The 25,278-nt window shown below is 70.4% G+C and carries 21 protein-coding genes; 8 read left to right on the forward strand and 13 right to left on the reverse strand.

The window, feature by feature from the left end:
• Positions 1–1,458: condensation domain-containing protein (locus AP234_RS31155; protein ID WP_235558491.1), on the reverse strand; the 1,458-nt coding region annotated here is incomplete at its 3' end.
• Between the two features lie 9 nt (positions 1,459–1,467).
• Positions 1,468–2,451 (reverse strand): ferritin-like domain-containing protein, encoded by a 984-nt coding sequence (locus AP234_RS31160; RefSeq protein ID WP_055483338.1) that lies wholly within the window; start codon positions 2,449–2,451, stop codon positions 1,468–1,470.
• Positions 2,452–2,534: 83 nt separating this feature from the next.
• Here AP234_RS31160 and AP234_RS31165 point away from each other — a divergent pair, with 83 nt between their 5' ends.
• The 3 genes from AP234_RS31165 to AP234_RS31175 all read left to right on the forward strand — a co-directional run bounded on the left by AP234_RS31165 (position 2,535) and on the right by AP234_RS31175 (position 5,933).
• On the forward strand, positions 2,535–3,803 hold the full coding sequence (locus AP234_RS31165; protein ID WP_055483339.1) for a condensation domain-containing protein: 1,269 nt from the start codon (positions 2,535–2,537) through the stop codon (positions 3,801–3,803).
• Between the two features lie 168 nt (positions 3,804–3,971).
• A complete protein-coding gene (locus tag AP234_RS31170) occupies positions 3,972–4,370 on the forward strand; it encodes a VOC family protein (RefSeq protein WP_055483340.1) in 399 nt (132 codons plus the stop codon).
• Between the two features lie 48 nt (positions 4,371–4,418).
• Entirely contained in the window at positions 4,419–5,933 is a 1,515-nt protein-coding gene (locus AP234_RS31175) for a GMC family oxidoreductase N-terminal domain-containing protein (RefSeq protein WP_055483341.1), read from the forward strand.
• Positions 5,934–5,983: 50 nt separating this feature from the next.
• Here the strand turns inward: AP234_RS31175 and AP234_RS31180 are convergent, their stop codons facing one another.
• The 5 genes from AP234_RS31180 to dnaG form a co-directional block, all read right to left on the reverse strand.
• Positions 5,984–6,880: an acyl-CoA thioesterase gene (locus AP234_RS31180; RefSeq protein WP_055483342.1), complete on the reverse strand. Its 897-nt coding sequence runs from the start codon at positions 6,878–6,880 to the stop codon at positions 5,984–5,986.
• Positions 6,881–6,989: 109 nt separating this feature from the next.
• Positions 6,990–8,264, reverse strand: coding sequence for a cytochrome P450 (locus AP234_RS31185; protein WP_152990722.1), 1,275 nt, complete (start codon positions 8,262–8,264; stop codon positions 6,990–6,992).
• 43 nt (positions 8,265–8,307) lie between these two features.
• Complete coding sequence (locus AP234_RS31190) at positions 8,308–9,336, reverse strand: phosphate acyltransferase (protein WP_055483344.1); 1,029 nt, start codon at positions 9,334–9,336, stop codon at positions 8,308–8,310.
• Between the two features lie 90 nt (positions 9,337–9,426).
• Positions 9,427–10,572 (reverse strand): RNA polymerase sigma factor RpoD, encoded by a 1,146-nt coding sequence (gene rpoD, locus AP234_RS31195; RefSeq protein WP_055483345.1) that lies wholly within the window; start codon positions 10,570–10,572, stop codon positions 9,427–9,429.
• 159 nt (positions 10,573–10,731) lie between these two features.
• The gene (dnaG, locus tag AP234_RS31200) at positions 10,732–12,660 is read right to left on the reverse strand and encodes a DNA primase (RefSeq protein ID WP_055483346.1); all 1,929 of its coding nucleotides are present in this window, start codon (positions 12,658–12,660) and stop codon (positions 10,732–10,734) included.
• A 119-nt stretch (positions 12,661–12,779) separates the two neighbouring features.
• Here dnaG and AP234_RS31205 point away from each other — a divergent pair, with 119 nt between their 5' ends.
• Complete coding sequence (locus AP234_RS31205) at positions 12,780–13,619, forward strand: M23 family metallopeptidase (protein WP_055483347.1); 840 nt, start codon at positions 12,780–12,782, stop codon at positions 13,617–13,619.
• On the opposite strand, the gene AP234_RS31210 is transcribed toward AP234_RS31205, so the two are convergent.
• Both AP234_RS31210 and ppdK read right to left on the reverse strand, forming a co-directional pair.
• Positions 13,606–14,904 (reverse strand): deoxyguanosinetriphosphate triphosphohydrolase, encoded by a 1,299-nt coding sequence (locus AP234_RS31210; protein WP_055483348.1) that lies wholly within the window; start codon positions 14,902–14,904, stop codon positions 13,606–13,608. The two genes, AP234_RS31205 and AP234_RS31210, sit on opposite strands and share 14 nt — an antisense overlap.
• A gap of 152 nt (positions 14,905–15,056) precedes the next feature.
• Positions 15,057–17,693, reverse strand: a complete 2,637-nt coding sequence (gene ppdK, locus AP234_RS31215; protein ID WP_055483349.1) for a pyruvate, phosphate dikinase — start codon at positions 17,691–17,693, stop codon at positions 15,057–15,059.
• Positions 17,694–18,095: 402 nt separating this feature from the next.
• Between ppdK and AP234_RS31220 the strand changes: the two genes are divergently transcribed.
• Positions 18,096–19,592, forward strand: coding sequence for an alpha/beta hydrolase (locus AP234_RS31220; protein ID WP_200926800.1), 1,497 nt, complete (start codon positions 18,096–18,098; stop codon positions 19,590–19,592).
• Between the two features lie 291 nt (positions 19,593–19,883).
• On the opposite strand, the gene AP234_RS31225 is transcribed toward AP234_RS31220, so the two are convergent.
• Together AP234_RS31225 and AP234_RS31230 are read right to left on the reverse strand one after the other, a co-directional pair.
• The gene (locus AP234_RS31225; RefSeq protein WP_055483350.1) at positions 19,884–21,269 is read right to left on the reverse strand and encodes a glycine--tRNA ligase; all 1,386 of its coding nucleotides are present in this window, start codon (positions 21,267–21,269) and stop codon (positions 19,884–19,886) included.
• A 154-nt stretch (positions 21,270–21,423) separates the two neighbouring features.
• Positions 21,424–21,726 (reverse strand): antibiotic biosynthesis monooxygenase family protein, encoded by a 303-nt coding sequence (locus tag AP234_RS31230; protein WP_055483387.1) that lies wholly within the window; start codon positions 21,724–21,726, stop codon positions 21,424–21,426.
• Between the two features lie 107 nt (positions 21,727–21,833).
• On the opposite strand from AP234_RS31230, the gene AP234_RS31235 reads away from it, so the two are divergent.
• The 3 genes from AP234_RS31235 to AP234_RS31245 all read left to right on the forward strand — a co-directional run bounded on the left by AP234_RS31235 (position 21,834) and on the right by AP234_RS31245 (position 23,438).
• Entirely contained in the window at positions 21,834–22,268 is a 435-nt protein-coding gene (locus AP234_RS31235) for a DUF6703 family protein (RefSeq protein ID WP_235558492.1), read from the forward strand.
• Positions 22,269–22,341: 73 nt separating this feature from the next.
• Positions 22,342–22,752 carry a Fur family transcriptional regulator gene (locus AP234_RS31240; RefSeq protein WP_055483351.1) on the forward strand — a complete coding sequence of 137 codons (411 nt, stop codon included), beginning with the start codon at positions 22,342–22,344 and terminating at the stop codon, positions 22,750–22,752.
• A 107-nt stretch (positions 22,753–22,859) separates the two neighbouring features.
• Complete coding sequence (locus AP234_RS31245) at positions 22,860–23,438, forward strand: CGNR zinc finger domain-containing protein (protein WP_055483352.1); 579 nt, start codon at positions 22,860–22,862, stop codon at positions 23,436–23,438.
• Positions 23,439–23,489: 51 nt separating this feature from the next.
• On the opposite strand, the gene AP234_RS31250 is transcribed toward AP234_RS31245, so the two are convergent.
• Both AP234_RS31250 and recO read right to left on the reverse strand, forming a co-directional pair.
• Positions 23,490–24,296, reverse strand: a complete 807-nt coding sequence (locus AP234_RS31250) for an isoprenyl transferase (protein WP_055483353.1) — start codon at positions 24,294–24,296, stop codon at positions 23,490–23,492.
• 30 nt (positions 24,297–24,326) lie between these two features.
• Positions 24,327–25,178 (reverse strand): DNA repair protein RecO, encoded by an 852-nt coding sequence (gene recO, locus AP234_RS31255; RefSeq protein WP_083502600.1) that lies wholly within the window; start codon positions 25,176–25,178, stop codon positions 24,327–24,329.
• Positions 25,179–25,278: the final 100 nt, after the last annotated feature.

Raw genomic sequence — 25,278 nt, forward strand, 5'->3', positions numbered from 1 at the left:
CATGGTCCAGCCGGGGGCGCCGAAGCAGTCGCGCACGTCCGGGCCGAACAGTTCGCCGAGGCTGAGCGCGCTGGTGAACACCACCGGCGCGAGCACGGCCTCGCCGCCGCCCGCCCTGGCGAGGTCGCGCAGCACCTCGACTCCGGAGTAGGCGCTGTGCCGTACGTCACGGGCGAAGCGCTCCTGCAGGTCGCGGGCGCGCTCGGCGAAACCGCGGTCGCCCTCGGCGTCGACCTCGAGCAGGAGCAGGTTGGTGAAGTCGCCCACGAGGTGCGGCACCTCGGGGTGCAGCGGCCTGCGGTCGTAGAGCGGGAGGTTGAGCACGAACCGCTGACGCGCGCTCCAGGCGGCGAGCACCTCGGCGAACGCCGTGAGGAACACCATCGACAGCGTGACGCCGTGCTCGCGGGCGCGGGCGGACAGCCGCTCCCAGTCCTCCGGCGACACCCAGTGGAAGCGCCGGCCGACGGTGGGCGAGGTGATCCGCTCGGGCGGCGTCGCCACGGGCAGGTCGGGCCCGCCCGGCAGCTCGGGCACGCGGCGGAGCCAGTATTCGCGGGCGGCGTCGTGTTCCGCCGCCGGCAGCGCGGCGACATCGGCGAGATAGCGCGGGTAGCTGTAGGAGATGGGCGGCGGCGGCGCGTCCGGGCGCAGGTAGAGCGCGGCCAGGTCGGCGAGCAGCACGCGGAAGCTGTGCGCGTCGGCGACCAGCATCTCGATCTTCACGTGCACGCGCGTGGCGCCGCCGGGCAGCAGCGAAAGCGACACCTCGAACACCTCGCCGGAGGCGACGTCCAACCGCCGGTGGGACTTCTCGTCGCGCACCCGCGCCAGGATCTCCGCGACCTCGCCGTCCGGCAGGCCCCGCAGGTCGCGTACGGCGAGGCCGGACCAGGCCGGCTCCGCCATGATCTGCTGCGTGCCGTCGTCCAGGAAGCGGCAGCGCAGCATGGGGTGGCGCAGGAACAGCGCGTGCACGGCGCGCTCCAGGCGGACGGGGTCCACGCCACGGCCGTCGAACTCGTTGTAGAAGTGGGCGCCGACACCGCCGAGGACCTGGCCGTCGGTGCGGCCCACCCAGTAGGCGTGCTGCATCGTCGCGAGCGGGAACGGCGCGGCCTCGTCGACCTCGGCGGCGGCGGAGCCGGAGCCGGAGCCGGAGCCGTTACGACCGTCATGGCCGTTCCGGCCGTCGACGGCCGCCGTGGTGTCCGCCAGCCGCCACCATTCGCCCAGCGTGCGGTGCTCGATCAGCTCGGCGAAGGTCACCGGCGCCCCGGCGCGGCTCCACGCGGCGGCCAGGCGCATCAGGCCGATCGAGTCCAGGCCGAGACGCAGCAGATCGTCGTCGTCGCCGACCCGCTCCGGCGGCAGGCCCAGCCGCTCGGCGACGTCCTGCCGCATGCGCTCCAGGGTGAGCGGCGCGTCCACGTGTTCCCGCTGGTCGCTCATCGACATGTGTACGCCCTATCCACGCGGGCCCCGGCGGTAGCCGGGACGGATCGAACGGTCCGCGAATCCCAGCAGCTCCAGCTTCTCCAGCCCGTCGCGCACCCGGGGGGTGAGCAGGCCGATGTTGGCGAGCGAGGAGATGACCTTCGAGAAGATCGCCTGCCGATACTTGATCATCAGTTCGTCCCGGGCCGCGAACTCCATGCCCTCGGCTCGGTCGACGTCGAGCCGCTCCCACACGTCCTCCAGCAGGAAGCGGCGGCGCATGAGGGAGGCGGAGGTGAGCACCATGTCCTCGCGGTCGGACAACTCGGCCGAGCTCATCTCGCTGTAGATGCCGGACAGCGACAGGATGCCGAAGGTCACATGCCTGGCCTCGTCCCGCGCGACCAGGCGGGTGATGTCGCAGATCAGATCGTCGTGGAAGGTGCTGTTGGCCAGCCGGAAGGCCGCCATGGCGAGCGCCTCGACCACGATCTGCATGCCCAGCGCCGTGATGTCCCAGCGGGTGTCGGAGAGCAGGTCCTCCAGGAGCTCCTTCAGCGGCGCGGTGATCGGGTAGAAGTGCGGCACCTTCTCCCGCAGATAGCGCGAGAAGACCTCCACGTGCCGCGCCTCGTCGGCCGCCTGGCTCGCGGCGTAGTACTTGCTGTCCAGATCGGGCACGACCTCGACCAGGCGGGCGGCGACGACCATCGCCCCCTGCTCCCCGTGCAGGAACTGGCTCACCATCCAGGTCTGCAGTTCCCAGCGGAAGACGTCCCACATCTGCCGGCCGGCGGGGGCCAGCGGCGAAGCGGCGAACGACGCCATGGCGAAGGAGGAGTCATCGGGCAGCGGCGCGCCGAAGGGCACCTCGATGGACCAGTCCACGTCGGTCGTGGCGTTCCACTGGGCCTGCTTCGCACGTTCGTAGAGCGAGTGGATCGCTTGCGACTCGGACTCGTATCTCCATGTGAGCCGTGCGTCGACCGGCACGTTGACCAAGAGACCGGACATGCGATCAGCCTAACCACAGACGCATTCAGATACCAGACCCCAGCTCGTATCATGTATCTAGTGTTCTCCGGTACGCTGCGCACGTGGGCTCCATCGAGGTACCGGCGTCGATAGGCCAGCGCCTGCTGGCGATGATCGGGCACTACCGTCCCGGGCACGGGGCGCTCAACTGCCCGGTGGTGTGCCGGCTACGCGGGCCGCTCGACGTCGACGCGCTGCGGGCGGCGCTCGACGGGCTGACCGCCGCGCACGAGGCCCTGCGTACGGCGTTCGCCGGGCGCGGCCGCCGGCTGACCCAGGTCATCCACGCCCCGCGCACGCTGCCGCTCGCCCGGGTCGATCTCGCGGGTGAGGCCGAGCTCGCCGCCGCGCTGGCCGGGGAGCTCGCCACGCCCATCGACGTGGCCGACTGGCCGACCCGGGCCACGCTGTGGCGGCTCGGCCCGGCCGACCACGCACTCTGCCTGAACATGCACCACCTGGTCACCGACGCGTGGTCGGCCGGGCTGATCTTCCATGAGCTGCGGGCACGGTACGGCCTGGCCCTCGGGTCGGCCTCCCCGATCCGGGCGCCACGCTGGCAGTATCGCGACTTCGTGGACTGGCAGACGCGGCTGTGCGAGGGCACCGGGCTGGACCGGCATCGGGACTACTGGCGGGCCAGGCTCGCCGGCCTGCGGCTGCCGCGCCTGCCCTACCGCGAGGCGAGCGGCCCGTCGGCCGTGACCGGCGCCGACATCCCCCCGGAGGTGGCGGCCGGGCTGCGCCGCCTCGCGCGTGATTGCCGGGCCACCCTGTTCAGCGTCATGCTGGCGCTCTACTACGCGGTGCTGCGGCAGGTGTGCGGGCAGGACGACCTGGCCGTGGCGTCGCTGTTCGCCAACCGGTCGCGGGAGGAGGCGCGCGACACCGTGGGCTTCCTGGCCAACATGGTGGTGCTGCGCACGACGGCGACGGGCAGGCAGACGTTCCCCGCCCTGGTGCGCGCCGCGCACGAGACGGTCGCCGGGGCGCTCGCCTACCAGGAGCAGCCCTACCAGACGCTGCCGCTCGACCCGGCGAGCCTCGGCGGCGGCAGGGCCGACGACGTGGTGTTCCAGATGATGGCCGAGCTCGACCACGTGGGCCGCGTCGGCGACCTCGAGTTCGAGCTGCTGGTGCCGGAGGACATCGGCAGCAGGTTCGGCGTCGAGCTGGCCGTCACGCCGCACGGCGCGGGGATGCGCGTCCTGCTCTTCCACACCGCGCGGCTGGCGCCCTCGACCGCGTCCGACATGCTGGAGGGCTATCTGTCCGCCGCCGCCGCTGTCGCGGGCGGCGCTCCGGTCCCGCTGGCCCACCTGGGTCTTTGAGCCCGCCTGCCGGGGCACGGAGGCGCCGCCGCCCGCCCTTTCCGGCGAGACGAGTATCTCGTATGCCGGTTCCTCCGGACACGCGCCGATGGCCTGACCGGCGTCGTGATGGTGTGTAAGACTAGTCCCGAGGACCGACTCCTTTCCCGCATCTTAAGGAGATGGCACATGAGGGGTGCCGCACCTTCTGTCATTCCGACCCTGCGCTACCAGGACCCGGCCAAGGCGATCAGCTGGCTGTGCGAGGCCTTCGGGCTGACCGAGGCGTTCGTCGCCCGCACCGATGACGGCTCGGTCGCCCACGCGCAGCTCACCTACGGGACGGGGATGGTGATGCTCGGCCCGGCCTCCGACGGAGAGGACGGCCGTCTCGCCGTACCGCACGGCCCCGCCTGGATCTACGTGGTGGTCGACGACGTCGACGCGCACCACGAGCGGGCCGTGGCGGCGGGTGCGGAGATCATTCAGGAGCCGCGCGAAGAGGACTACGGCGGTAAGGGCTACGCCGCCCGCGATTTCGAGGGAAACGTGTGGAGCTTCGGCGGTTACCGGCCGGAGATGTCCTAGGGCACCCGCTGCCGGAGATGCTGTAGATACGAGGGACGGGAGCCGCTGATGGAGGTCGTCGACTACCTCGTGGTCGGCGCGGGGTCGGCCGGCGCGGTGCTCGCCGCCCGGCTGAGCGAGGACGACACGAAGAGGGTCCTGCTGCTGGAGGCCGGGCCCGACTTCGCCGACGGGGCGAGCCTGCCCCGTCGGCTGCACGACGAGTTCCAGGTCGTCGATCCGGCCTACGACTGGGGGCTGGAGGCGCGGCTCTGCGAGGGGAACACCTCACTGCTGGCCCGCGGGCGGGTGGTCGGCGGATCCTCCCAGACCAACGCGCGCGGCGCGATCCGCCCGCCGGCCGCCGACTTCGCCGCCTGGGCCGCGCTCGGTCTGCCGGCCTGGAGCTGGGACCGGGTCCTGGAGTCGTTCCGCCGCATCGAGACCGACCGGGAGTTCGGCGACCGTCCCTACCACGGGAACTCCGGGCCGCTGCCGATCGTGCGGTGGGACCACTCCGAGCTGGTCCCGGGAGCCGCCGCCTTCCTGGAGTCCGCCCAGGCCGCCGGGCATCCGCTGTGCGACGACCTCAACGCGCCCGACGCCGCCGGGGTCGCCATATATCCGCAGAACCGCGACGGTCGGGCCCGGGTCTCCACCAACCTGGCCTTCCTCGCCGGCGCGAGATCACGGCCCAATCTGACGGTGCGCGGCGACTGCCAGGTGTCGCGCGTGATCGTACGCGGCGGTCGCGCCGTGGGCGTCGAGGCCGACGGCGAGGAGATCGCCGCGCGTGAGGTCGTCCTGTGCGCGGGCGTCCCGTTCAGCCCGGCCCTGCTCCTGCGCTCGGGCATCGGCCCCGCCGACCGGTTGCGCGCCCTCGGCATCCCGGTCGTCCTCGACGCCCCCGGCGTCGGCGAGCGCGTGGTCGACCAGCCGGGGGCCGGCATCCCCGTCGTGCCGACCCGCTCGGCCGGAGCCGAGCTGTGGCCCACCAACCAGGTCACCGGCCGGCTGCGTGAGATCCCCGGGTTCCCCGCCGACGACAGCCTCTATCTGGTGCTCTTCTCCGGCATCGACATCCCGCCGCTGGCCGAGCTGGTCGGCACCGATCTGCTCACCGTGGTGAGCGCGGGCGACCTCGCGCCCGCGTCACGCGGCCGCATCACGCTGCGCTCGCCGGATCCGAAGGAGCACCCGTTCGTCGATCTCGGTTTCTACTCGGCCGAAGACGACCTCGCCCGGATGCGCGGAGCGCTGCGCACCGCGTGGGAGATCGCCCACCAGGCGGCGTTCACGGCGACGGTGGACCGCTTCGCGCTCCTGGACGACGCCACGATCGCCGACGACGAGAAGCTCGACGCCGTCCTGCGCATGACCACGACGAGCCGCTGGTCACCGCTCGGCGGCTGCTGCATGGGCCCGGACTCCGATCCGCTGGCCGTGGTCGACGAGCGGTGCGCCGTACGCGGTATCGAGGGGCTGCGGGTGGCCGACGCGTCCATCGTGCCGGTGCCGCTGCGCGCGCCGAACGCGCTGTCCTGCATGATGATCGGCGAACACGTCAGCGGCCTCATGCGCTGAGACCGCTCCCGGCCCACGATCCGGGCACCGTACGGCGGGCACCGCCCGGATCAGGGCCCGCCCCCGGCTTCGGCGCCCGCGCTCGTCGCGGCCGGTTCACCGGCCTGCTCGGGGGCGGAGAAGAGCCGGCAGAGCATCTGCTGGGCGCCCGTGGCGAGCAGGCGGCCGTCGGGCGACCAGACCGCCGCGCGCCCGGCGGCCAGCCCGTGCGACAGGGCGCTGGCGTGCCCCTCCACGAGCAGCCACTCCGATTCCGGCGCGGCGTCATGGAAGATCACCTGCAGGTCCATCGTCGGCGCGACGAACGGTTCCACGTCGTTCGGGCTGGCGAGCATGACGCAGGGGAACGGCGTGATGTCGACGTGGATGAGGGATCGGCAGGCGTCCAGCCAGGGGTCCTCCGGGAACGTCGCACGCGGGCGCAGCCGCACCCAGCCCCGCTGGTTCGGCTCGCCGTACCGCTCGGGCACGGCCTCCAGCCAGAAGACCGGCCGCGTGTCGCAATGAGCGAGGTGGGGCAGGGCGATGCCGCCCCACTCGGTCGCGGCGCGCTCCTCGATCGTGGGCAGGCCGTGCGGGGGCGGCGCCTGCGGCGGAGTGGCGAGCCGCTGACGTGGGCCGGCCAGGTCTCCGGCGACGGCCCACACCGTGGCGTGCAGCACGGCGCGTCCGTGCTGCGACATGCTCACCCGCAGCGCCTCGGCCCTGCGGCTCGCGCGCAGGCGTTCGACGGCGACGTCGACGTGCTCGAACCTCGCGGTGCTGAGGAACTGGCAGTTCATGCTCGCCGGACGGGTCAGCCGCGTCTCGGCGCCCGCGGCGCGCAGCGCGACCGAGGCCAGGTAGCCGCCGATCGGGCCCCAGACGTTCCACTCCTCAGAAAGGGTGGCGGCGTAGCGGCCCTCGCCGACGGGCGTCACCGCTGAGTCGATCGCCAGATCCCCCACGCTCGTCACCCTCCGCCCGGCACGGCCCGCGAATCACGGATAGAACGAATAGAACGGATGAAACGGTCAGCAGGGTACGGACGACCGATCACTCCCGCGACCGGCGCGGTCACGGGGCCTCGGCCGGGACGACGTGCAGCGGCAGCGCGTCGAAGCCGCGGAACATGCCGCTGGACTTGAAGCGCAGGTCCTCACCGGTGAGCTGGATGTCGGCGAAGTTGTCGAGCAGCGCGCCGAACGCGAGCACGCCCTCCAGCCGGGCCAGCTGCACACCGAGGCAGTGGTGCGCGCCCCAGGCGAAGGAGAGCGGCGGCTCGGTCGTCCCGCCGGCGGCGTAGCGGCCGATGTCGAGCCGGTCGGGGTCGGCGAACCGGGCCGGATCGCGGTTCGCGGCGCCGATGACGACGACCGCCTGGTCGCCGGCCGGGACCGGGGTGCCGTCGGACAGCGTGGTGTCGGCGATGAACGAGCGGCCGGTGATCTGGATCGGCGAGTCGTACCTCAGGAACTCCTCGACGGCCGAGGCGAGCAGCGACCGGTCGGCGCGCAGCCTGGCCATCTCGCCGGGGTTCTCGCACAGGGCCCGGGTGCCCAGGCTGATCAGGTCGGTCATCGTGTGGAAGCCCGCGCTGAACAGCAGCACGACGACCGAGACCAGCTCCTCCGTCGACAGCCGGTCGCCGTCGATCTCCACGGTCGACAGGTTGGAGATGAGGTCGTCCTTGGGATTCGCCCGGCGCTCCTCCAGCAGGCTCACGAAGTACTGCTCCATCTCGAACATCGCCGCGTCCGCTGCTCGGAGCATCTCGGGGTCGTGGATGTCGATGGTGTCGACGGCCGCGCTGGCCTTCTTCGTCAGGTCGCGCAGCATCGCGTAGTCCTGCTCCGGCACCCCCACGAGTTCGCCGATCACCGCGATGGGCAGCGGGCGGGCGAACGTCTCCACCAGGTCGAACACCCCTCCGGCCGAGGTGAGGCCGGCCACGATGGGATCGATGAGCTTCGCCACCTGCGCTTCGAGCCGGGGGCGCAGCTTCTGCACCCGGCGCGGGGTGAAGGCGCTGCTGATCAGCCCGCGCAGCCGCGTGTGCTCCGGCCCGTCCATGAACAGCAGGGTCCTGATCCGCTCGTCGCCCCGCTCCTTGCCGAGCCTGGGGCGCACCCCGGACTTGTCCAGGGCGGGGCTCTTCATCGCGAACCTGCAGTCGTCGTAGGTGGTGAGCACCCACCCGGCGCCGTGGTCGGGGATGACCATCCGGTAGTGGGGGTCGGCTGCGCGCAGCGCGTGGTAGTGAGGGTAGGGATCCCGGACGGTCTCGGGAGTTTTCATCATGAGCTCCATGAGGAGCTGGCCGGCGTCTTTCTGCAGCACAGACTCGGACACCACGCGCCTCCCTTGGATCTGTCTTCGGTAATGCCGAGTTTAATCACAGATAGGCGATACAAGTTAGAGGCTCGGCCGGTCTCTTGTCGGGAAAGGCCGCGCCGACGTGCTCCACGACGCCCGTGCGCACGCATTCGGCCGCGAGCCGGATCGCCGCGCGGATGTCGCGCGCCGGCGCCGCCCCGTGGCACACCACGCACACGCCGCGCACGCCGAGCAGCACACCGCCGGGATCGGCGGCCAGCACCGCCCGCACCCGCCGGGATATCGCCTGGGCATTCTGCTCGGCCAGCGGGCCGCCGCCGGAGCGTACGGCGGAGACCGCGACCAGTGCGGTGAGGTCGAGCGTGCGCTCGTACGTCTTCAACAGCACGTCCCCGGTGAAGCCGTCGGTGACCGCCACGTCGACCCGATCGCTGAACACGTCATAGGCCTCGATCTGCCCGACGTAGGCGGGCAGCGCCGACAGCAGCAGGTGGGCGTCCCGCTGTGCCGGCCCCCCTTTCACGTCCTCAGCGCCGTTGGACAGCAGCCCGACCCGCGGGTTCTCGACGCCGAGGCGCGCCTCGGCGAAGCGCATGCCCATCAGGGCGAACTCCGCCAGCCACTCCGGGCGCTCGGTCACCGTGGCCCCGATGTCGAGCAGCACGGTCGGACCCATCTCTGGGCCGCGCAGCGTGGTGGCGAGCGCGGGGGCGCGCACCCCCGGCAGGCGGCGCAGACGGGCCGCGGCGGCGAGCACGGCGGCGCCGGTGTTGCCCGGGCTCACCATGGCGTCGGCGCGGCCCGATCGTACGGCCTGCGCGCAGACGAGGAGCGACGACCCGCGCTTGTTCCACGTCGCGCGCACCGGATCGTCGTGCATCGCGACGGCCTCGGGCGCGTGCAGCAGCGTGACGCGTCCGGGCAGGCCGCCGTCGCCCAGGTGTCGCCGCAGGTGCGGCACCGAGCCGACCAGGAGGATCTCCACGTCCTCCGGGCCGTCCAGCACCGCCTCGACGACGGGGCCCGGGCCGAGGTCGCCCCCCATGCCGTCCACCGCCACGACGGTACGTCGCGAGTCTCGGGTCACCGACTACCTCGTTTCTTGGTTCTCAGCCATCAGAGCCAAGATACGATCGGGCGTCGGCCCGGGTCCATGTCGGTCGAGTCGTCCGGTCGATCAGTCCAGGTAGTCCCGGAGCATTTGGGCACGGGTGGGGTGGCGTAGTTTGGCCAGGGTCTTGGACTCGATCTGCCGGATGCGCTCGCGCGTCACGCCGAACTCCCTGCCGACCTCCTCGAGCGTCCGAGGGTGACCGTCCGACAGGCCGAACCGGAGTTGGATGATCCGCTGCTCCCGTTCCGACAACGTGGCCAGGATGTCGTCGAGCTGGTCCTGGAGCATGATGAACGCGGCCGCCTCCATCGGCACGACCGCGTCGGCGTCCTCGATGAAGTCGCCGAGATCGGAATCCTCCTCACCGATCGGCGACTGCAGCGACACGGGCTCCTGCGCGATGCGCTGGATCTCCACCACCCGGTCGATGTGCATGTCCATCTCGGCGGCGATCTCCTCCGGGGTCGGCTCCCGGCCGAGGTCCTGATGGAGCTGACGCTGCACCCGGACCAATTTATTGATCGTCTCGACCATGTGAACCGGAATCCGGATGGTCCGCGCCTGATCGGCTATGGCGCGGGTGATGGCCTGGCGAATCCACCATGTGGCATATGTCGAGAACTTGTAGCCCTTCGTGTAGTCGAATTTCTCGACCGCGCGGATGAGACCGAGGTTGCCTTCCTGGATCAGATCCAGGAACAGCATTCCCCGCCCCACGTAACGTTTCGCGATCGAGACCACGAGCCGGAGGTTGGCCTCGATGAGCCGCTGCTTGGCGCGGACGCCCTCCCAGACGAGGTCTTCCAGCTCCGGACGTACGAACCGAGCGGCCGGGGTCGCGCAGAGCTTGTCCTCCGCGAACAGCCCGGCCTCGATGGCCTTGGCGAGCTCCACCTCGTCCTCGGCCGTGAGCAGCGGAACCCTGCCGATCTCCCGTAGGTAGATTCTGACCAGGTCGTTGGTCGGCGCCCGCTTTCCGACATCCTCATCGTCTGGTCTGCTGGGCTCCTCGTCCCCCTGAGGTTCGCGTACCTCGACCCCGTTCTCAGCGAGCATGCGCACGACGCGTTCCAACGCGTCGGTAGGCAGCTCGGATCGATCGAGCGCGGCGGCGACGTCGTCGATCGTGACGCTTCCGCCGCGTTCCTTTCCCTTCGCGACGAGGTCCGCCACCTGTCGTTCGACCGATGGCGGCCTGCTTGGCAGCACCGATGCACCCACGCAACACAGTGTGCGGTATGGACACAGGAAAATGGCAGGCCTATTTTTGTCACTCAAGGTAAGGCAGTGAACAATATCGAATCGATATCAGATATATGTTTGGCCGCAGGAGGAACTGGAAATGGTCATTAATTCCGGTCCGGCCGCTCACGCCCCGGCGGCGCGCTCCCGCAACACCCGCCGCTGCTGTTCCAGGGCTACCAGCTCCCCGAAGAGACGGTTGTAGTCCTGCTGCTCCTCGACGGGGTTGAGCCGCTGCAGCCGCGACTTCACCTGATTGATGGCCCGGCCCACCGCGATCTCCTGGATCTTGGCCAGTACGGCCGCGCCGTACCGTTCCTCGACGCTCACGTCGGCGCGCAGGGCCTCGACGGCGAACCGGGTCACCAGCGCCTGCAGGTCGATTTCGGTCCCCTCGGGGGACGCCCCGGCCGACGAGGCGTGGGCGAGGAGGTGATCGACCCACTCCCGGCCGCCCGGCCCGCCCGCGACGGTCCCGCCGGCGGCCGTGATGAGCCCGTGCAGCGCGATGTGCTCGGGCACCGTGAAGGTGTCCGGCCCGAGCGCGTCGAACTCGGGCCCCAGCAGAGCCGGCCGCTGCACGGCGAGCTTGAGCGCCTCCGCCTCAAGCCGCGCGGCCGGATCGTGCGCCGCGCCTGCGGGGGCTCCCCGCTGTGTCCGCGTGACCGGCCCGCCGTCCGTCCCGCCCGCCGGGCGGCCCGCCCTGCCCTGGGGCCGGCCGGTGGTCCGCCCGGCCACCTGCTGGATGCGCCGGATGACGAAGCGCTCGTCCATGAACCCGAGCCAGCGGTCGAGGTCGACCACGTAGGTCTTGCGCAGCCCCGGGTCCTTGATCCCGGCCACGATCGGCGCGGCCGCGTCCAGCGCGCCGAGACGGCCCTCGTTGGTGTTCAGGTCGTACTGCGCGAGCACGCTGCGGATCGCGAACGCGAACAGCGGCTCCCGGCGGGCGATGAGATCGCGCACGGCGGCGTCGCCCTGCTTGACCCGCAGATCGCACGGGTCGAGGCCGTCGGGCTGGACGGCGACGAACGTCTGCGTGACGAACTTCTGCTCGTCCTGGAACGCCCGCAGCGCGGCCTTCTGCCCGGCCGAGTCGCCGTCGAACGTGAAGATCACCTCGCCGCGGAACTCGGCCTGGTCCAGCAGCAGCCGCCGCAGCACCTTGATGTGCTCCTCGCCGAACGACGTGCCGCAGGTGGCGACCGCCGTGGGCACACCGGCCAGATGGCAGGCCATCACGTCGGTGTAGCCCTCGACGACGACCGCCTGGGAGCGCCGGGCGATCTCCCGCTTGGCGAGGTCGACGCCGTACAGCACCGAGCTCTTGTGATAGATCGGGGTTTCCGGCGTGTTCAGATATTTGGGGCCGTCGTCGGAGTCGAGCAGTTTGCGCGCGCCGAACCCGATGACGTCGCCCGTGATGTCGCGGATCGGCCAGACGAGACGACCGCGGAACCGGTCGACCGGTCCCCGGCGGCCCTCCCGGGCGAGCCCGCCCTTGATCAGTTCCTGGGGGGTGAACCCGCGGGCCACGAGGTGCCTGGTCAGCACCTCCCACTCGGCCGGCGCGTAACCGACTCCGAAGTGCTCGGCGTCGACCCGCTCGAAGCCCCGCTCCGACAGGAAACGCCGTCCGGGAGCGGCGTCAGGCGCCGCGAGCCTCGCGGCGTAGAACTCGGCGGCGGCCCGGTGCGCCTCGATCAGGCGGCGCCGCTCCCCCTGTTCGCGGCCGGGCACGTAGCCGCCCTGCTCGTACCGGAGCTGGATCCCGGCGCGCCGGGCCAGCCGCTCGACGGCCTCGCCGAACGTCAGGTTCTCGATCTTGCGGACGAACGTGATGACGTCGCCGCCCTCCGCGCACCCGAAGCAGTAGTAGTAGCCCCGGGCCGGGGTGACGTTGAACGAGGGCGATTTCTCGTCGTGGAAGGGGCACAGCCCCTTCAGGTTGCCGCCGCCCGCGTTGCGCAACTGGATGTGCTCGCCGACGACGTCGGCGATCGGCGACCGCTCCCGTACGAGCGCGATGTCCTCATCCCTGATCCGCCCTGCCACGCTGCGAGTCTATGGGGTGTCCGATAACGAGAAGGAGAGAACTTCCCGGAACCGGTCGTGACGAATGCGGATTTCCCGGTACAAAGGAAAGGTTCGGTAACGTCGACCTGGTGGATACCATGCGATCGGGGAGAACCGCGGCACTGGCCGTCCTCGCGGGCACCGCCTGCCTGGCCGCCGCCTGCGGCGCGCCCTCCGGAGTGGCCGGGGTGAGCACGCTGCCGCCGGCGTCCCCCGCTGCGGACACCGCCGTCGCCACGGCCGCGGCGGACACTCCGCCCCAGGTGGAGGGTCCGGTACGGATCCCACCGCCCAAGCTGTCCCGGTTCACCTACGTGTTCCCGGTGAAGGGATGCGAGGTGACGTACTCGCGCAAGCTGCTGGTGCTGCCGAAGACCACGATCTGGGCCGCCAGGGGATGCGCGTTCGTCTCGCCGGTCGACGGCGTGATCCGCGAGGTCGACACGGCCAACAGGTGGTCGCCGACCACCGACCACGGCAGGGACCGGGAGGGCAGGTTCGTCAGCGTGACCGGCGACGACGGCGTGCTCTACCTCGGCGGCCACCTCGACACCGTCGAGGCGGGTCTCGCTCCCGGCACGCGCGTCAAGGCGGGCCAGCGGCTGGGCACGGTCGGCAACTCGGGCAACGCCCGCGACATGGCCACCAACCTCTACTTCGCGATGTCGTGGCCGACGCCGCCGCAGTACTGGTGGGTCCGCCGCGGCATGGTCAAGCCGTGGCGTTATCTGGACGCCTGGGACGACGGCAACCGCACGCTGTCCCCCCGCGCGGAGATGCTGAAGCTGCGCGAGCGCGTCGGCGAGCTCCCGGCCTGCACCCAGCTGTGCGCGTCGAAGGCGGTCCCCGTGAAGCAGGAGGAGACGAAGAAGCAGGAGGAGCGCAGGCCGCCCAGGAAGCGCAAAGACCCCGAGGTCGTGATCGTCACGCCGGAGTGACCCCGGCCCCGGTCAGCGACAGGCGGCGGTGCCAGGCCACGGCCGATGCGTCGGTCAGCGAGGCGATCTGGTCGACGACCACGCGCAGCCGCGCCGCGTCGTCCGGCGCGCGCTCGAACTCGGGGCGCAGCGTCGGCGCCAGCGTGGCGGGCGCCCCTCTCATGACCAGGTGCCCCAGCTCGGCGATCAGCTCGCGCTGCCGGGCCCGCATCGCGTGATGGTCGGCGCGGGTGATGACGTAGTAGGCGGTCACCCCCTTGAGCAGGGCGCACTCCAGCCGGGTGGTCCTCGGCACGACGAGGTCGGCCCCGTGCCGGCCCGGCGGGGTCTCCGGCACGGCGTGGCAGCCGTACGCCTCCCTGGTCGCCTCCTGCGCCGCCCGGCAGAACCGGCCGATGAGCGAGCTGGTGAGTCGCTTGAGCGCGGCGAGATCGACGAGCCCGGCGTCGAACCGGCCCGGCCACAGCGGCCCGGCGACCAGCCGCCCGAAGACCTCGGCCAGCTCGCCCCGGTCGGCGTCGGGGGCGTACCACTCGCGGGTGAGGTCGCAGACGGCCAGCCGCTCCTCGGGGTCGCGCAGCGCCTCGGCCGTGACGTGGCCCGACGTCAGCGCGTCCTCGAGGTCGTGCACCGAATAGGCCACGTCGTCGGCCCAGTCCATGATCTGGGCCTCGAAGCTCGGCGTGCGGCCAGGAGCCCCCTCCCTGACCCACCGGAAGACCGCCAGGTCGTCCGGATAGACGCAGTACGGCATGCCCTCGGCGGCACGCGGCACCTCCGGATCCGGGCAGCCGGGACCGGCCCAGGGATACTTGCAGACCGCGTCGAGCGTCGCCCGGGTCAGGTTGAGCCCGGCGCCGCGGCCGTCCTCGGTGATGACCTTCGCCTCCAGCCGGGTGAGCAGGCGGAGGTTCTGGGCGTTGCCCTGGAATCCGCCGCACGACGCGGCCATCTCGTTCAGTGCGGTCTCGCCGTTGTGGCCGAACGGGGGATGTCCCAGATCATGGGCGAGGCAGGCCGTCTCCACCAGATCGGGATCACGGCCGAGAACCTTGCCCATCTCCCGCCCGATCTGGGCGCATTCGAGCGAGTGGGTCAGCCGGGTGCGCGGGCTGTACAGACCCGAGTAGTCGGCCGGGGTGACCACCTGCGTCTTGGCGGCGAGCCTGCGCAACGAAGCGCTGTGCAGCACACGGGCCCGGTCCCGCTCGAAGGCGCTGCGCTCGGCGCCGCTCTGCGGCTCCGGCACCCATCGTGCCTGATCGTGCTCGTCGTAACGGGCCATGCGTCCTCCCTTCCTCACGGCACCCCCGCGGCGGGAGAAGGAGCGTACCCGCTCGCCACGACAATGAGTCACGACGATTCGTCCCAGACCCCCAGAACCCTCGCTTCACGCGGGTTCCGGGGGTGCGGACGGTCATCTACGGGTCCACGGAGTCAGCGACTGTCGGAGCCCTCCGCGGTCAGGGCGGCGCGGGCCGCCTCAAGCCGGGCGACCGGGATCCGGAACGGCGAGCACGACACGTAGTCGAGCCCGATCTCGTGGCAGAAGCGCACCGACTCGGGGTCTCCGCCGTGCTCTCCGCAGATGCCGAGCTTGAGGCCGGGACGGGTCCGCCTGCCCTCCTCCGCCGCGATCCGCATGAGCCGGCCGACGCCGTCCCGGTCGATCGACTCGAACGGCGAAACGCCGAACACCCCCAGATCGAGATATTTACTGAAAAATCCACTTTCGACGTCGTCCCGGGAGAAGCCCCAGGTCATCTGCGTGAGGTCGTTGGTGCCGAAGGAGAAGAACTCGGCCGCCTCGGCCACCTGACCAGCGGTCAGCGCGGCGCGCGGCACCTCGATCATGGTGCCGATGAGCGCGGACACGCCCGCCTCCGCGAGGACCCGCTCGGCCGCCTCGCGTACGATCTCCAGCTCCTGTACGGCGCCGACCAGCGGGATCATGATCTCCGCCCGCGCGTCGGCGCTCTCCTTCGCCGCCGCGGCGATCGCCCGCACCTGCATCTCGAACAGGCCGGGGATGACCAGGCCGAGCCGTACACCGCGCAGGCCGAGCATCGGGTTCTGCTCGTGCAGCCGCTTGACGGCCTCCAGGAGCCTGCGGTCCCGCTCGGTCGCCCCGTCCCCGGCCAGGGCGACCTTGACCGACAGGTCGGTGATGTCGGGCAGGAACTCGTGCAGCGGCGGGTCGATCAGCCTGATCGTGACCGGCAGGCCGGCCATCGCCTCGAACAGACCCCTGAAGTCGGTCGTCTGCATCGGCTCCAGCGCGTCCAGGGCGGCCCGGCACTCCTCCGGCGTCGCGGCCAGGATCAGGTCCTCGACCAGCCGCCGCCGGTCGCCGAGGAACATGTGCTCCGTACGGCACAGCCCGATGCCCTGCGCGCCGAACCGGCGGGCGCGTGCGGCGTCCTCGGGGTTGTCGGCGTTGGCGCGTACGGCCAGGCGCCGCACCGAGTCGGCGTGGGTCATGATGCGGTCCACGGCCACGACCAGCTCGTCCTCGGCCGCCCCGCCCTCGAAGTACTCGACGACCGGGGAGGCGACGACGGGGACCTCGTCGAGGTAGACCGCGCCGCTCGAGCCGTCGATGGAGATCACGTCGCCCTCCTCGACGGTCACCCCGCCGGGCGCGGTGAAGCGCCGGGCGCGTACGTCGACCTCCAGTTCCTCGGCGCCGCAGACGCAGGTCTTGCCCATGCCCCGGGCGACGACGGCGGCGTGCGAGGTCTTCCCGCCCCGCGAGGTGAGCACGCCGCGTGCCGCGATCATGCCGGCGAGGTCGTCGGGGTTGGTCTCCCTGCGCACGAGGATGACGGGCTCGCCCCGCCCGGCCAGCTCGACCGCCTTCTCCGAGGTGAACACGGCCTTGCCCACGGCCGCTCCCGGCGAGGCGTTCATGCCCGTGGTCAGGCGCCGGTTGTCGGTGGTGTCGGCGAACCTCGGGAACATGAGCTGCGCCAGCTGCCCCCCGGTCACCCGCGTGACGGCCTCATCCATGTCGATCAGGCCCTCGTCGACGAGCTGGGTGGCGATGCAGAAGGCCGCGGCGGCCGTACGCTTGCCGACCCGGGTCTGCAGCATCCACAGCTTGCCGCGCTCGATCGTGAACTCGATGTCGCACAGGTCGCGGTAGTGCCCCTCCAGCCGCGCCATGATGTCGAGAAGCTCGCGGTACGCCTCCGGATCGATGCTCTCGAGCTCCTGGAGCGGCACGGTGTTGCGGATGCCGGCGACGACGTCCTCGCCCTGGGCGTTCTGCAGGTAGTCGCCGTACACGCCCTGCTGTCCAGAACCGGGGTCGCGGGTGAAGGCGACGCCGGTGCCCGAGTCCATGCCGAGGTTGCCGAAGACCATGGCGCACACGTTGACGGCCGTGCCCAGGTCGGCGGGGATGCGCTCCTGGCGACGGTAGAGGACGGCGCGCGGCGCGTTCCAGGAGTCGAAGACCGCCCGGATCGCGAGGTCCATCTGCTCACGTGGGTCGCCGGGGAAGTCGCGGCCGGTCTCGGCCCTCACGACGCCCTTGTAGATCTCGACGAGCCGCTGCAGGTCGGCGGAGCCGAGATCGGTGTCCTTCCGGCCGCCTTTCATCTCGTCGAGCGCGGTCTCGAACAACTCTCCGTCGATGCCCAGCACGGTCTTGCCGAACATCTGAATGAGCCTTCGGTAAGAGTCCCAGGCGAAACGCTCATTGCCCGACTGCTTGGCCAGCGCGAGAACCGAGCTGTCGTTCAGCCCGATGTTGAGCACGGTCTCCATCATGCCCGGCATGGAGAACTTCGCCCCGGAGCGGACACTGACGAGCAGCGGATCGCCGGGGTCGCCGAGCCGCTTGCCCATCTGGGCCTCCAGATCCGCGAGGTGAGCCGAGATCTCCTCGCCGAGCCCGTCCGGCATGCCCCCGTTGCCCAGGTAGTGGCGGCAGGCCTCAGTCGTGATCGTGAAACCCGGAGGAACCGGGAGACCGAGGTTTGTCATTTCCGCCAGGTTCGCACCCTTACCGCCGAGCAAGTCCTTGAGATCCTTGTTGCCCTCGGTGAAGTCGTAAACGTACTTGGGCACTTGAGCTCCTTCGCGACTTCAAATTAAAACCCGCGGATCCACCCCGCACGGGGACTCTACCTATCAAAAGGCGCATCAAACATCACACCCGGATGGATTAGACATATCTGCAGGTAGTGGACCGCAACGAGGTCTAATCCAATCCGCGATCGCGAAAAGATCGGCAAATTTTCTCACCGGTCACATTGGTATGAACCAATTCTCCCGCGAATGGTGTAGACCAAAAGGTGTAGACCATTTCTCAGCAGAGAGATCGACAGAGAGATCGGCGGATGGATATGGATCTCCATGACGCCCACCCGAGAGATCCCGGTGCGCCTTCCCCACCACTCAGGTCGCCGTACGGTATAAGTTGGTGACCCTCTGATTACATTCGATTACATAGGGGTGAGCGTGTCGGGAGTGATCGTTTCGCGAGGCGGCGGGCGTGCCGTACTGGCCGCGGTGGCAGGATTCGGCGCGCTGGCGCTGGCCGCGACGGCCTGCGCCGGCCAGAAGGTCGCTCCCACCGGGCAGCCGACCGGCACCGACCGGCTCCAGTGGTCGCACTGCGAGGAGGCCGCGTCCCCCGCTGGATTCGAGTGCGCGAAGATGCCGGTGCCGCTCGATTACAACAAACCGCAGGGCGAAAAGCTCGACATCGCCCTCATCCGGGTGAAGGCCAAGGACTCCGCCCAGCGGCTCGGCTCACTCATCTTCAACTTCGGCGGTCCCGGGGGCTCTGGCGTCAGCACGCTGCTCAACGCCGCCCAGGCGTTCAGCGCGCTGAACCGCCGCTACGACCTCGTCAGCTTCGACCCGCGCGGCGTCGACCGCAGCAGCGGGATCAAGTGCCTGGACGGCCCCCAGATGGACCGCTACCTCGCCAACGAGCCGGGCGACACCGCGGCGGAGGAGCAGCGGCTCGTCACCGACTTCGCCAAGGGATGCGAGCGCAACGCCAAGAAGATCCTGCCGTACGTCGGCACCGTGAACGCGGCCCGCGACCTCGAGTCCCTGCGCACGGCCCTCGGCGACCCGCGGCTCAACTACTTCGGCTTCTCGTACGGCACCCACCTCGGCTCCGTCTACGCCACCCTCTTCCCGAAGAACGTGGGCCGCATGGTGCTCGACGCGGCCGTCGACCCGAAGGTCGGCATGCTGGAGATGGCCAAGACGCAGGCGCTGGGCTTCCAGAAGGCCTATGAGGACTACCTGGCCGACTGTGCGAAGACCACGACGAGCTGCCCGCTCGGGGCCGACACCACGGCGGCGAACGACACCGTGCTGAAGCTGCTGCGCTCCGTCGAGCGCAAGCCGCTGAAGGTCGGCGACCGTGAGATCACCGAGGACGTCACGAGGACCGCGATCATCCAGGCGCTCTACAGCAAGCTCACCTGGCCGCTCCTCACCGAGGCGCTCAGGGACGCGGCGAAGAAGGGCGACGCCCGCGGGCTGCTCACCCTGGCCGATCAGTACGGCGGACGCCGGCCGGACGGCTCCTACGCCACCCTGCAGTTCTCCCTGCCCGCCGTGCTCTGCGTGGACTCCACCGACCGGCCGACCGTGGCCCAGGCGGAGGCACTGGCCCGGCGGATGGAGAAGCGGTCGCCCATCTTCGCCCCCACCATCGTCAGCGCCGGTAGCTGCAGCGTCTGGCCGGTGCGCGGGGACAACGCCGCCAAGCACATCGACGCCTCCGGATCGAACCCCATCGTCGTGGTCGGCGTGACCAACGACCCGGCCACGCCGTATCAATGGGCGCCGCGGCTCGCCAGGCAGCTCCGCACCGCCGTGCTGCTCACCCTCGACGGCGAGGGCCACGGCGCGTACGGCCAGAGCAAGTGCATCGACTCGGCCGTCAACGCCTACCTGCTCGACGGCAAGGTCCCCACCGACGGCCTCCGCTGCCCCAAGTAGCCCCCCTCTCCCCCCCTCCCCCGGGCGTGATCTTGCAGTTGCTCGCAGGGATGACCGCTGACCAACACCGATCCCTGTGGTGATCTTGCAGAAACTCGCAGACCACCCGATCCATCTGCGGTTACACCTTTCCTGATCTTGCAGTCGCAACTGCAGGATCAGGAAGCACATTCGCCCTGGTCAGCGGCATTGCCTGCGATTATCTGCAAGATCACGACAGGGGAATGCGCAGCTCAGCGCACTCCCCTGCCAGAATTCGCAAGATCACCACCTGTTGGTGGTTTGGTTCGCTCAGTCGTTGAGGTGGCGGCGGAGGTAGTCCTCGACCTGGTCGAGGGCGACCCGCTCCTGCATCATGCTGTCACGCTCGCGGATGGTCACGGCGTGGTCTTCCAGCGTGCCGAAGTCGACCGTGATCGCGAACGGGGTGCCGATCTCGTCCTGCCTGCGGTAGCGGCGGCCGATCGCCCCCGCGTCGTCGAAGTCGACGTTCCACCGGCGGCGCAGCTGCGCGGCCAGGTCACGGGCCTTGGGCGAGAGGTCGGCGTTGCGCGACAGCGGCAGCACGGCCACCTTGACCGGGGCCAGGCGGTGGTCGAGCCGCATCACGGTCCGCTCCTCCATCACGCCCTTGGCGTTGGGCGCCTGGTCGACCGTGTAGGCGTCGACGAGGAAGGTCAGCGTGGCCCGGTCCGCGCCGGCAGAAGGCTCGATGACGTACGGCACATAACGCTCGCCGGACTCCTGCTCGAAGAACGACAGGTCGGTGCCCGACGCCTTGCTGTGCGACGTCAGGTCGAAGTCGGTGCGGTTGGCGATGCCCTCCAGCTCGCCCCACTCGCCGCCGGCGAAGTTGAACCGGTACTCGATGTCCACGGTGCGCTTCGCGTAGTGGGACAGCTTCTCCTTCGGGTGCTCGTAGAGCCGGAGGTTGTCCTTGTTGATGCCGAGGTCGACGTACCAGCGCAGCCGCTCGTCGATCCAGTACTGGTGCCACTCCTCGTCGGTGCCCGGCTTGACGAAGAACTCCAGCTCCATCTGCTCGAACTCGCGGGTGCGGAAGATGAAGTTACCCGGCGTGATCTCGTTGCGGAAGGACTTGCCGACCTGGCCGATGCCGAACGGGACCTTCCGGCGCGCGGACTGCTGCACGTTGAGGTAGTTGATGAAGATGCCCTGGGCGGTCTCCGGCCGCAGATAGGCCAGGCCCGACTCGTCCTCGACCGGGCCGAGGGAGGTCTTCAGCAGCCCGCTGAACTGCCGCGGCGCGGTGAAGGTGCCCTTGTTGCCGCAGTTGGGGCAGGTGATGTCGGCGAGGCCGCCGGCCGGCTCCGCGCCGTGCTTCTCGGCGTACGCCTCCAGGAGGTGGTCCGCGCGGAAGCGCTTGTGGCACGACTGGCACTCGGTCAGCGGGTCGGTGAACGTGTCGACGTGGCCACTGGCCTGCCACACCTCGCGGGCGAGGATGACGCAGGAGTCGAGGCCGACGACGTCGTCGCGGCCCTGCACGACGGCCTTCCACCACTCGCGCTTGACGTTGTTCTTGAGCTCGACACCGAGCGGACCGTAGTCCCAGGACGCGCGGAGTCCTCCGTAGATCTCACTCGACGGGTAGACGAGCCCGCGGCGCTTGGCGAGGCTGACGATCGTGTCCAGAACGTCGGTGCGACGTGCCATCAGTGGAACTCCATCCGGCTGGGTGTCGGCGTTGAGATCGAACCAGATCGGGGTCAGGGGTCAGGTCGGCGAGAGGCGCGTCCGAAGGCAGCCGTACGGCCGGGCACCTGCCCGAATCTGTGGACAAGCTTAGGGGACTTCGGCGCCCGCTCGCTCAGACGCCGCCGAGAGGGGGCTCCGGCAGGCCGTAAACCCCCTCGAACGCGCTGGGCTCATTGATCATCAGGGTCATCAGCGGGTACATGTCCATCCGGGCCGCCGACAGCGCCCGCCGGTAGAACCCCGCGCCCTCCCACTCGCTGACCAGCGCCCACAGCGCGGGCTCGTCGACCGACCGCCCCAACTGCCCACGGACGTATCCGGGCTGCGCCGCCAGCACCTCGAGGATGGCGCGCGCGCCCGCGGTGAACTCCTCCGTGCGGGAGCCGGGAACCGAGTAACGGATCAACGCGATCACGGGTCCAAGCATGCCATGCACGCCGTACGGCTCCCGCGGCCGCCCACAGCCGCCCGCGGCCTGGCAGAACATGCCCCGGGACCCTGGAGGGGCACTAGGCTCGGCTTGTGGGAAGCGAAACCGATCCGAAACGCCGGCCCCCGGCCCAGGGCCGTTCGCTCCCGGCCCACCCGCTGGCGCGCAGGCCCGCGCGTCCGGCGTCGGAGCGGCCGGCGCGACGGCCGCTGCCCGCGGGCGAGTCGTTCTTCACGCCCGGCGCGACCGGCGTGAGGCGGGCGGCCGAGGTGAAGAGCGCGGCGCCGCTGGTGTTCCTGTTCCAGCTGCCGCGCTGGGTGCTGCCGGTCGTCATGGTCGTGCTGCTGCTCGTCGGCCTCGTCGTGCCGGACTGGCGGGGGGCGCTGGCCGTGCTGCCCGTGCTCGCGTTCGTCGTCTGGCTGGCATACCTGTCGTGGCCGTCGCTGCGCGCCGGCGGACGTCTGCTGCGGGTCGCGCTCGTCACTTTCCTCGTCCTGCTCGCCGCCACCCGCTTCGGTCTGATCTGATCGGCTTGGTCCGAGTCCTGGCCTCCCCACTGATTCGGTAGATTTTAGGGCGAAGCCGTACACAGGAGTCATCATGACCAGGAGTCCCAAGAGCCGCGAGGCCGTACACGAGATCCTGCGTCAGAGCCCGGGCTTCCGCAGTGCGCAGGACGTGTTCGCCGAAATGCGGGCGGACGGTGCGAAAATCGGCCTGACCACCGTGTACCGGGCACTGCAGTCGCTGCAGGACGCGGGCCGAGTAGACGTGCTGCGCACGGACGAAGGCGAGTCCGTCTACCGGGCCTGCGAGACCGAGTCTCATCATCACCACCTCGTCTGCCGTCGCTGCGGGCTCACCGTCGAGGTGGCCAATCCCGACGTCGAGCGCTGGGCCGAGCTCATGGGCGTCGAGCACGGCTTCACCGAGATCACCCACACCGTGGAGGTCTTCGGCACCTGCGCCTCCTGCACCGACTCCTGCCGGACGGAGGCCGCCTCGCAGTGACCCTCCCATGACCAGGCGAATGTTCCGTCCGCCGATGTTCTTGATCTCGCCACGCCCGTGGCTCCCGCGGGGTACGCTGCCAGCGCCGCTAAAGAGGAGTGCCTGCCATGCCCTTCGGTCATGACATGGTCTACTCGCTGGCCACCGTGGTGGAGCTGATCAACACCGCGACCGGCGACCACGACGGGTTGACCGACATCGACGACCTTCGCGCGTTCGTACGCAGCCGCCGGGTCAGCGGCGTCGGCGCGGTGACCGGCCGCGATCTGGCCGAGGTGCGCATGCTCCGCGCCGACTTCCACGACGTGTTCACCGCTCCCGACCGGGCCGCCGTCGTGACCCGGCTCAACAAGCTGCTGGGCCGCACGAGAATCACGCCGAGGCTCACAGAACACGACGGTTTCCCGCTGCACGTCCACTACTTCGCCCCCGGCGCGTCGCTCGCCGAGCATCTCGCGGCCGACTGCGGCGTCGCCCTCGCGCACGTGCTGGCCGAGGACGAGTGGGACCGGCTGCGCAAATGCCGTGCACCGGACTGCGACAACGTGTTCGTGGACGAGTCGAGGAACCGCTCCCGGGTCTACTGCGACAGCCGCACCTGCGGAAACCGCATGCATGTCGCCGCCTATCGGGCCCGGCGGCGCCCGGAGTCCGGTCAGGGGAAGAAGCGCCCGGCGCTGGGGTGACCCTCCAGATGCCACCCCTGCCACCGGTGCCGCCGGTGCCGCCGGTGGATCTCAGACGGTCCGGTCGAGCAGGGGCTCGGCGGCCGGACGGACCTCGTTCGGTACGGCACCGCCGTACCGCCGGTCGCGCTTGGCGTAGATCTCGCAGGCCTGCCAGAGGTCCCGGCGGTCGAAGTCCGGCCAGAGCCGGTTGAGGAAGACCATCTCGGCATAGGCGGACTGCCAGAGCAGGAAGTTCGACGTGCGCTGCTCGCCGGACGACCGGATGAAGAGATCGACGTCGGGAATGTCGGGCTCGTCGAGATAGCGGGCGAAGGCCTTCTCCGACACCTTCGCCGGATTGACCCGGCCGGCGGCGATGTCCCGCGCGAGCTTCACGGCCGCGTCGACGATCTCCGCGCGGCCCCCGTAGTTGACGCAGAACTGCAGCGTCAACGTCGCATTGCCGGTCGTCATCCGCTCGGCGTCCTCGAGCTCCTTGATGACGCTCTTCCAGAGCCTCCCGGGGCGCCCGGCCCAGCGGACCCGGACCCCCATCTCGTTGAGCTGATCACGGCGGCGGCGGATCACGTCCCGGTTGAACCCCATCAGGAAGCGGACCTCGTCGGGCGAGCGTTTCCAGTTCTCGGTCGAGAACGCGTACGCCGACAGGTAGGGGACGCCGAGCTCGATCGCGCCCTCGATGACGTCGAACAGCGAGGCCTCGCCCATCTTGTGGCCCTCTGTCCTCGGCAGCCCTCGGGCCTTCGCCCAGCGGCCGTTGCCGTCCATGACGATCGCGACGTGCCGTGGGACGAGGCCGCGGGGGATGGCGGGCGGGACCGCGCCGGAAGGATGCGGAGTCGGAGGACGGACCATGTTCCGAGCGTATTGCTTCCGCGGGGGTCCTCAGACGGGGAAGATGTGCGGATCCCGTGCAGGACCCGGCCGCCCGGCCCGCACATCGCCGTGGTTCGCGGCGGCCTCTTCCGGACGGAACGCCCGGCCGCGCTCCGGCCGTTCGCGCTCGTGCCACTCCCTCTCGACATGGCGGAGGGACCGGATGCCCTGCTCCAGGTGCCACTGCAGGTAGGCCGCGACGAGACCGCTGCACTCGGTCCGGTGCCGGGACTCGGAGGCGTCGGCGGCCGGCCAGTCGCCGCGCAGCAGCGCGATCATCAACGCGATCGTCTCGGCGGCGGGCACCGCGGCTCCGGCCGGGCGGCACGAGCCGCAGACCACGCCGCCCGCGGCGATCGCGAAGGCTCGTACGGCCTCTGCCCCGCATCTGGCACACCCCGACAGGGCGGGGGCGTAGCCCGCCACGGCCAGCGAGCGCAGGAAGAACGCGTCCAGCACCAACCTGGGCTCGTGCCCGCCCTCGGCGAGCGTGCGCAGCCCGCCCAGCAGCAGCAGGAACTGGCGCAGGGCGGGCTCCTTCTCGCCCATGATCAGCCGATCGGCCGTCTCCAGCATCGCCGTGCCAGCGGTGTAGCGGGGATAGTCGATCACGAGTGCCTCGCCGTACGGACGCAGGGTCTCGGCCTGGGTGATCACATCGAGCGACCGGCCGGCGTGCATCTGCAGGTCGACGTGGGAGAACGGCTCCAGCCGCGCGCCGAACCGCGACTTGGTCTTGCGTACGCCCTTGGCCACGCCCCTGACCTTGCCGGTGCGCCTGGTGAGGATCGTGATGATTCGGTCGGCCTCGCCCAGCTTCTGGGTGCGCAGCACGACGCCCTCGTCCCGGTAGAGGCTCATCGTCCCATCCTATGGCCGTCCCGATCGGCGCCTGGAGCGGCGGCTGAGAGCGGCGACGGCCGGGCTCATTATGATGAAAATTCGGTAATGATTGGGCTGC

The organism is Sphaerimonospora mesophila (assembly GCF_001417795.1).
Taxonomy (GTDB): domain Bacteria; phylum Actinomycetota; class Actinomycetes; order Streptosporangiales; family Streptosporangiaceae; genus Sphaerimonospora; species Sphaerimonospora mesophila.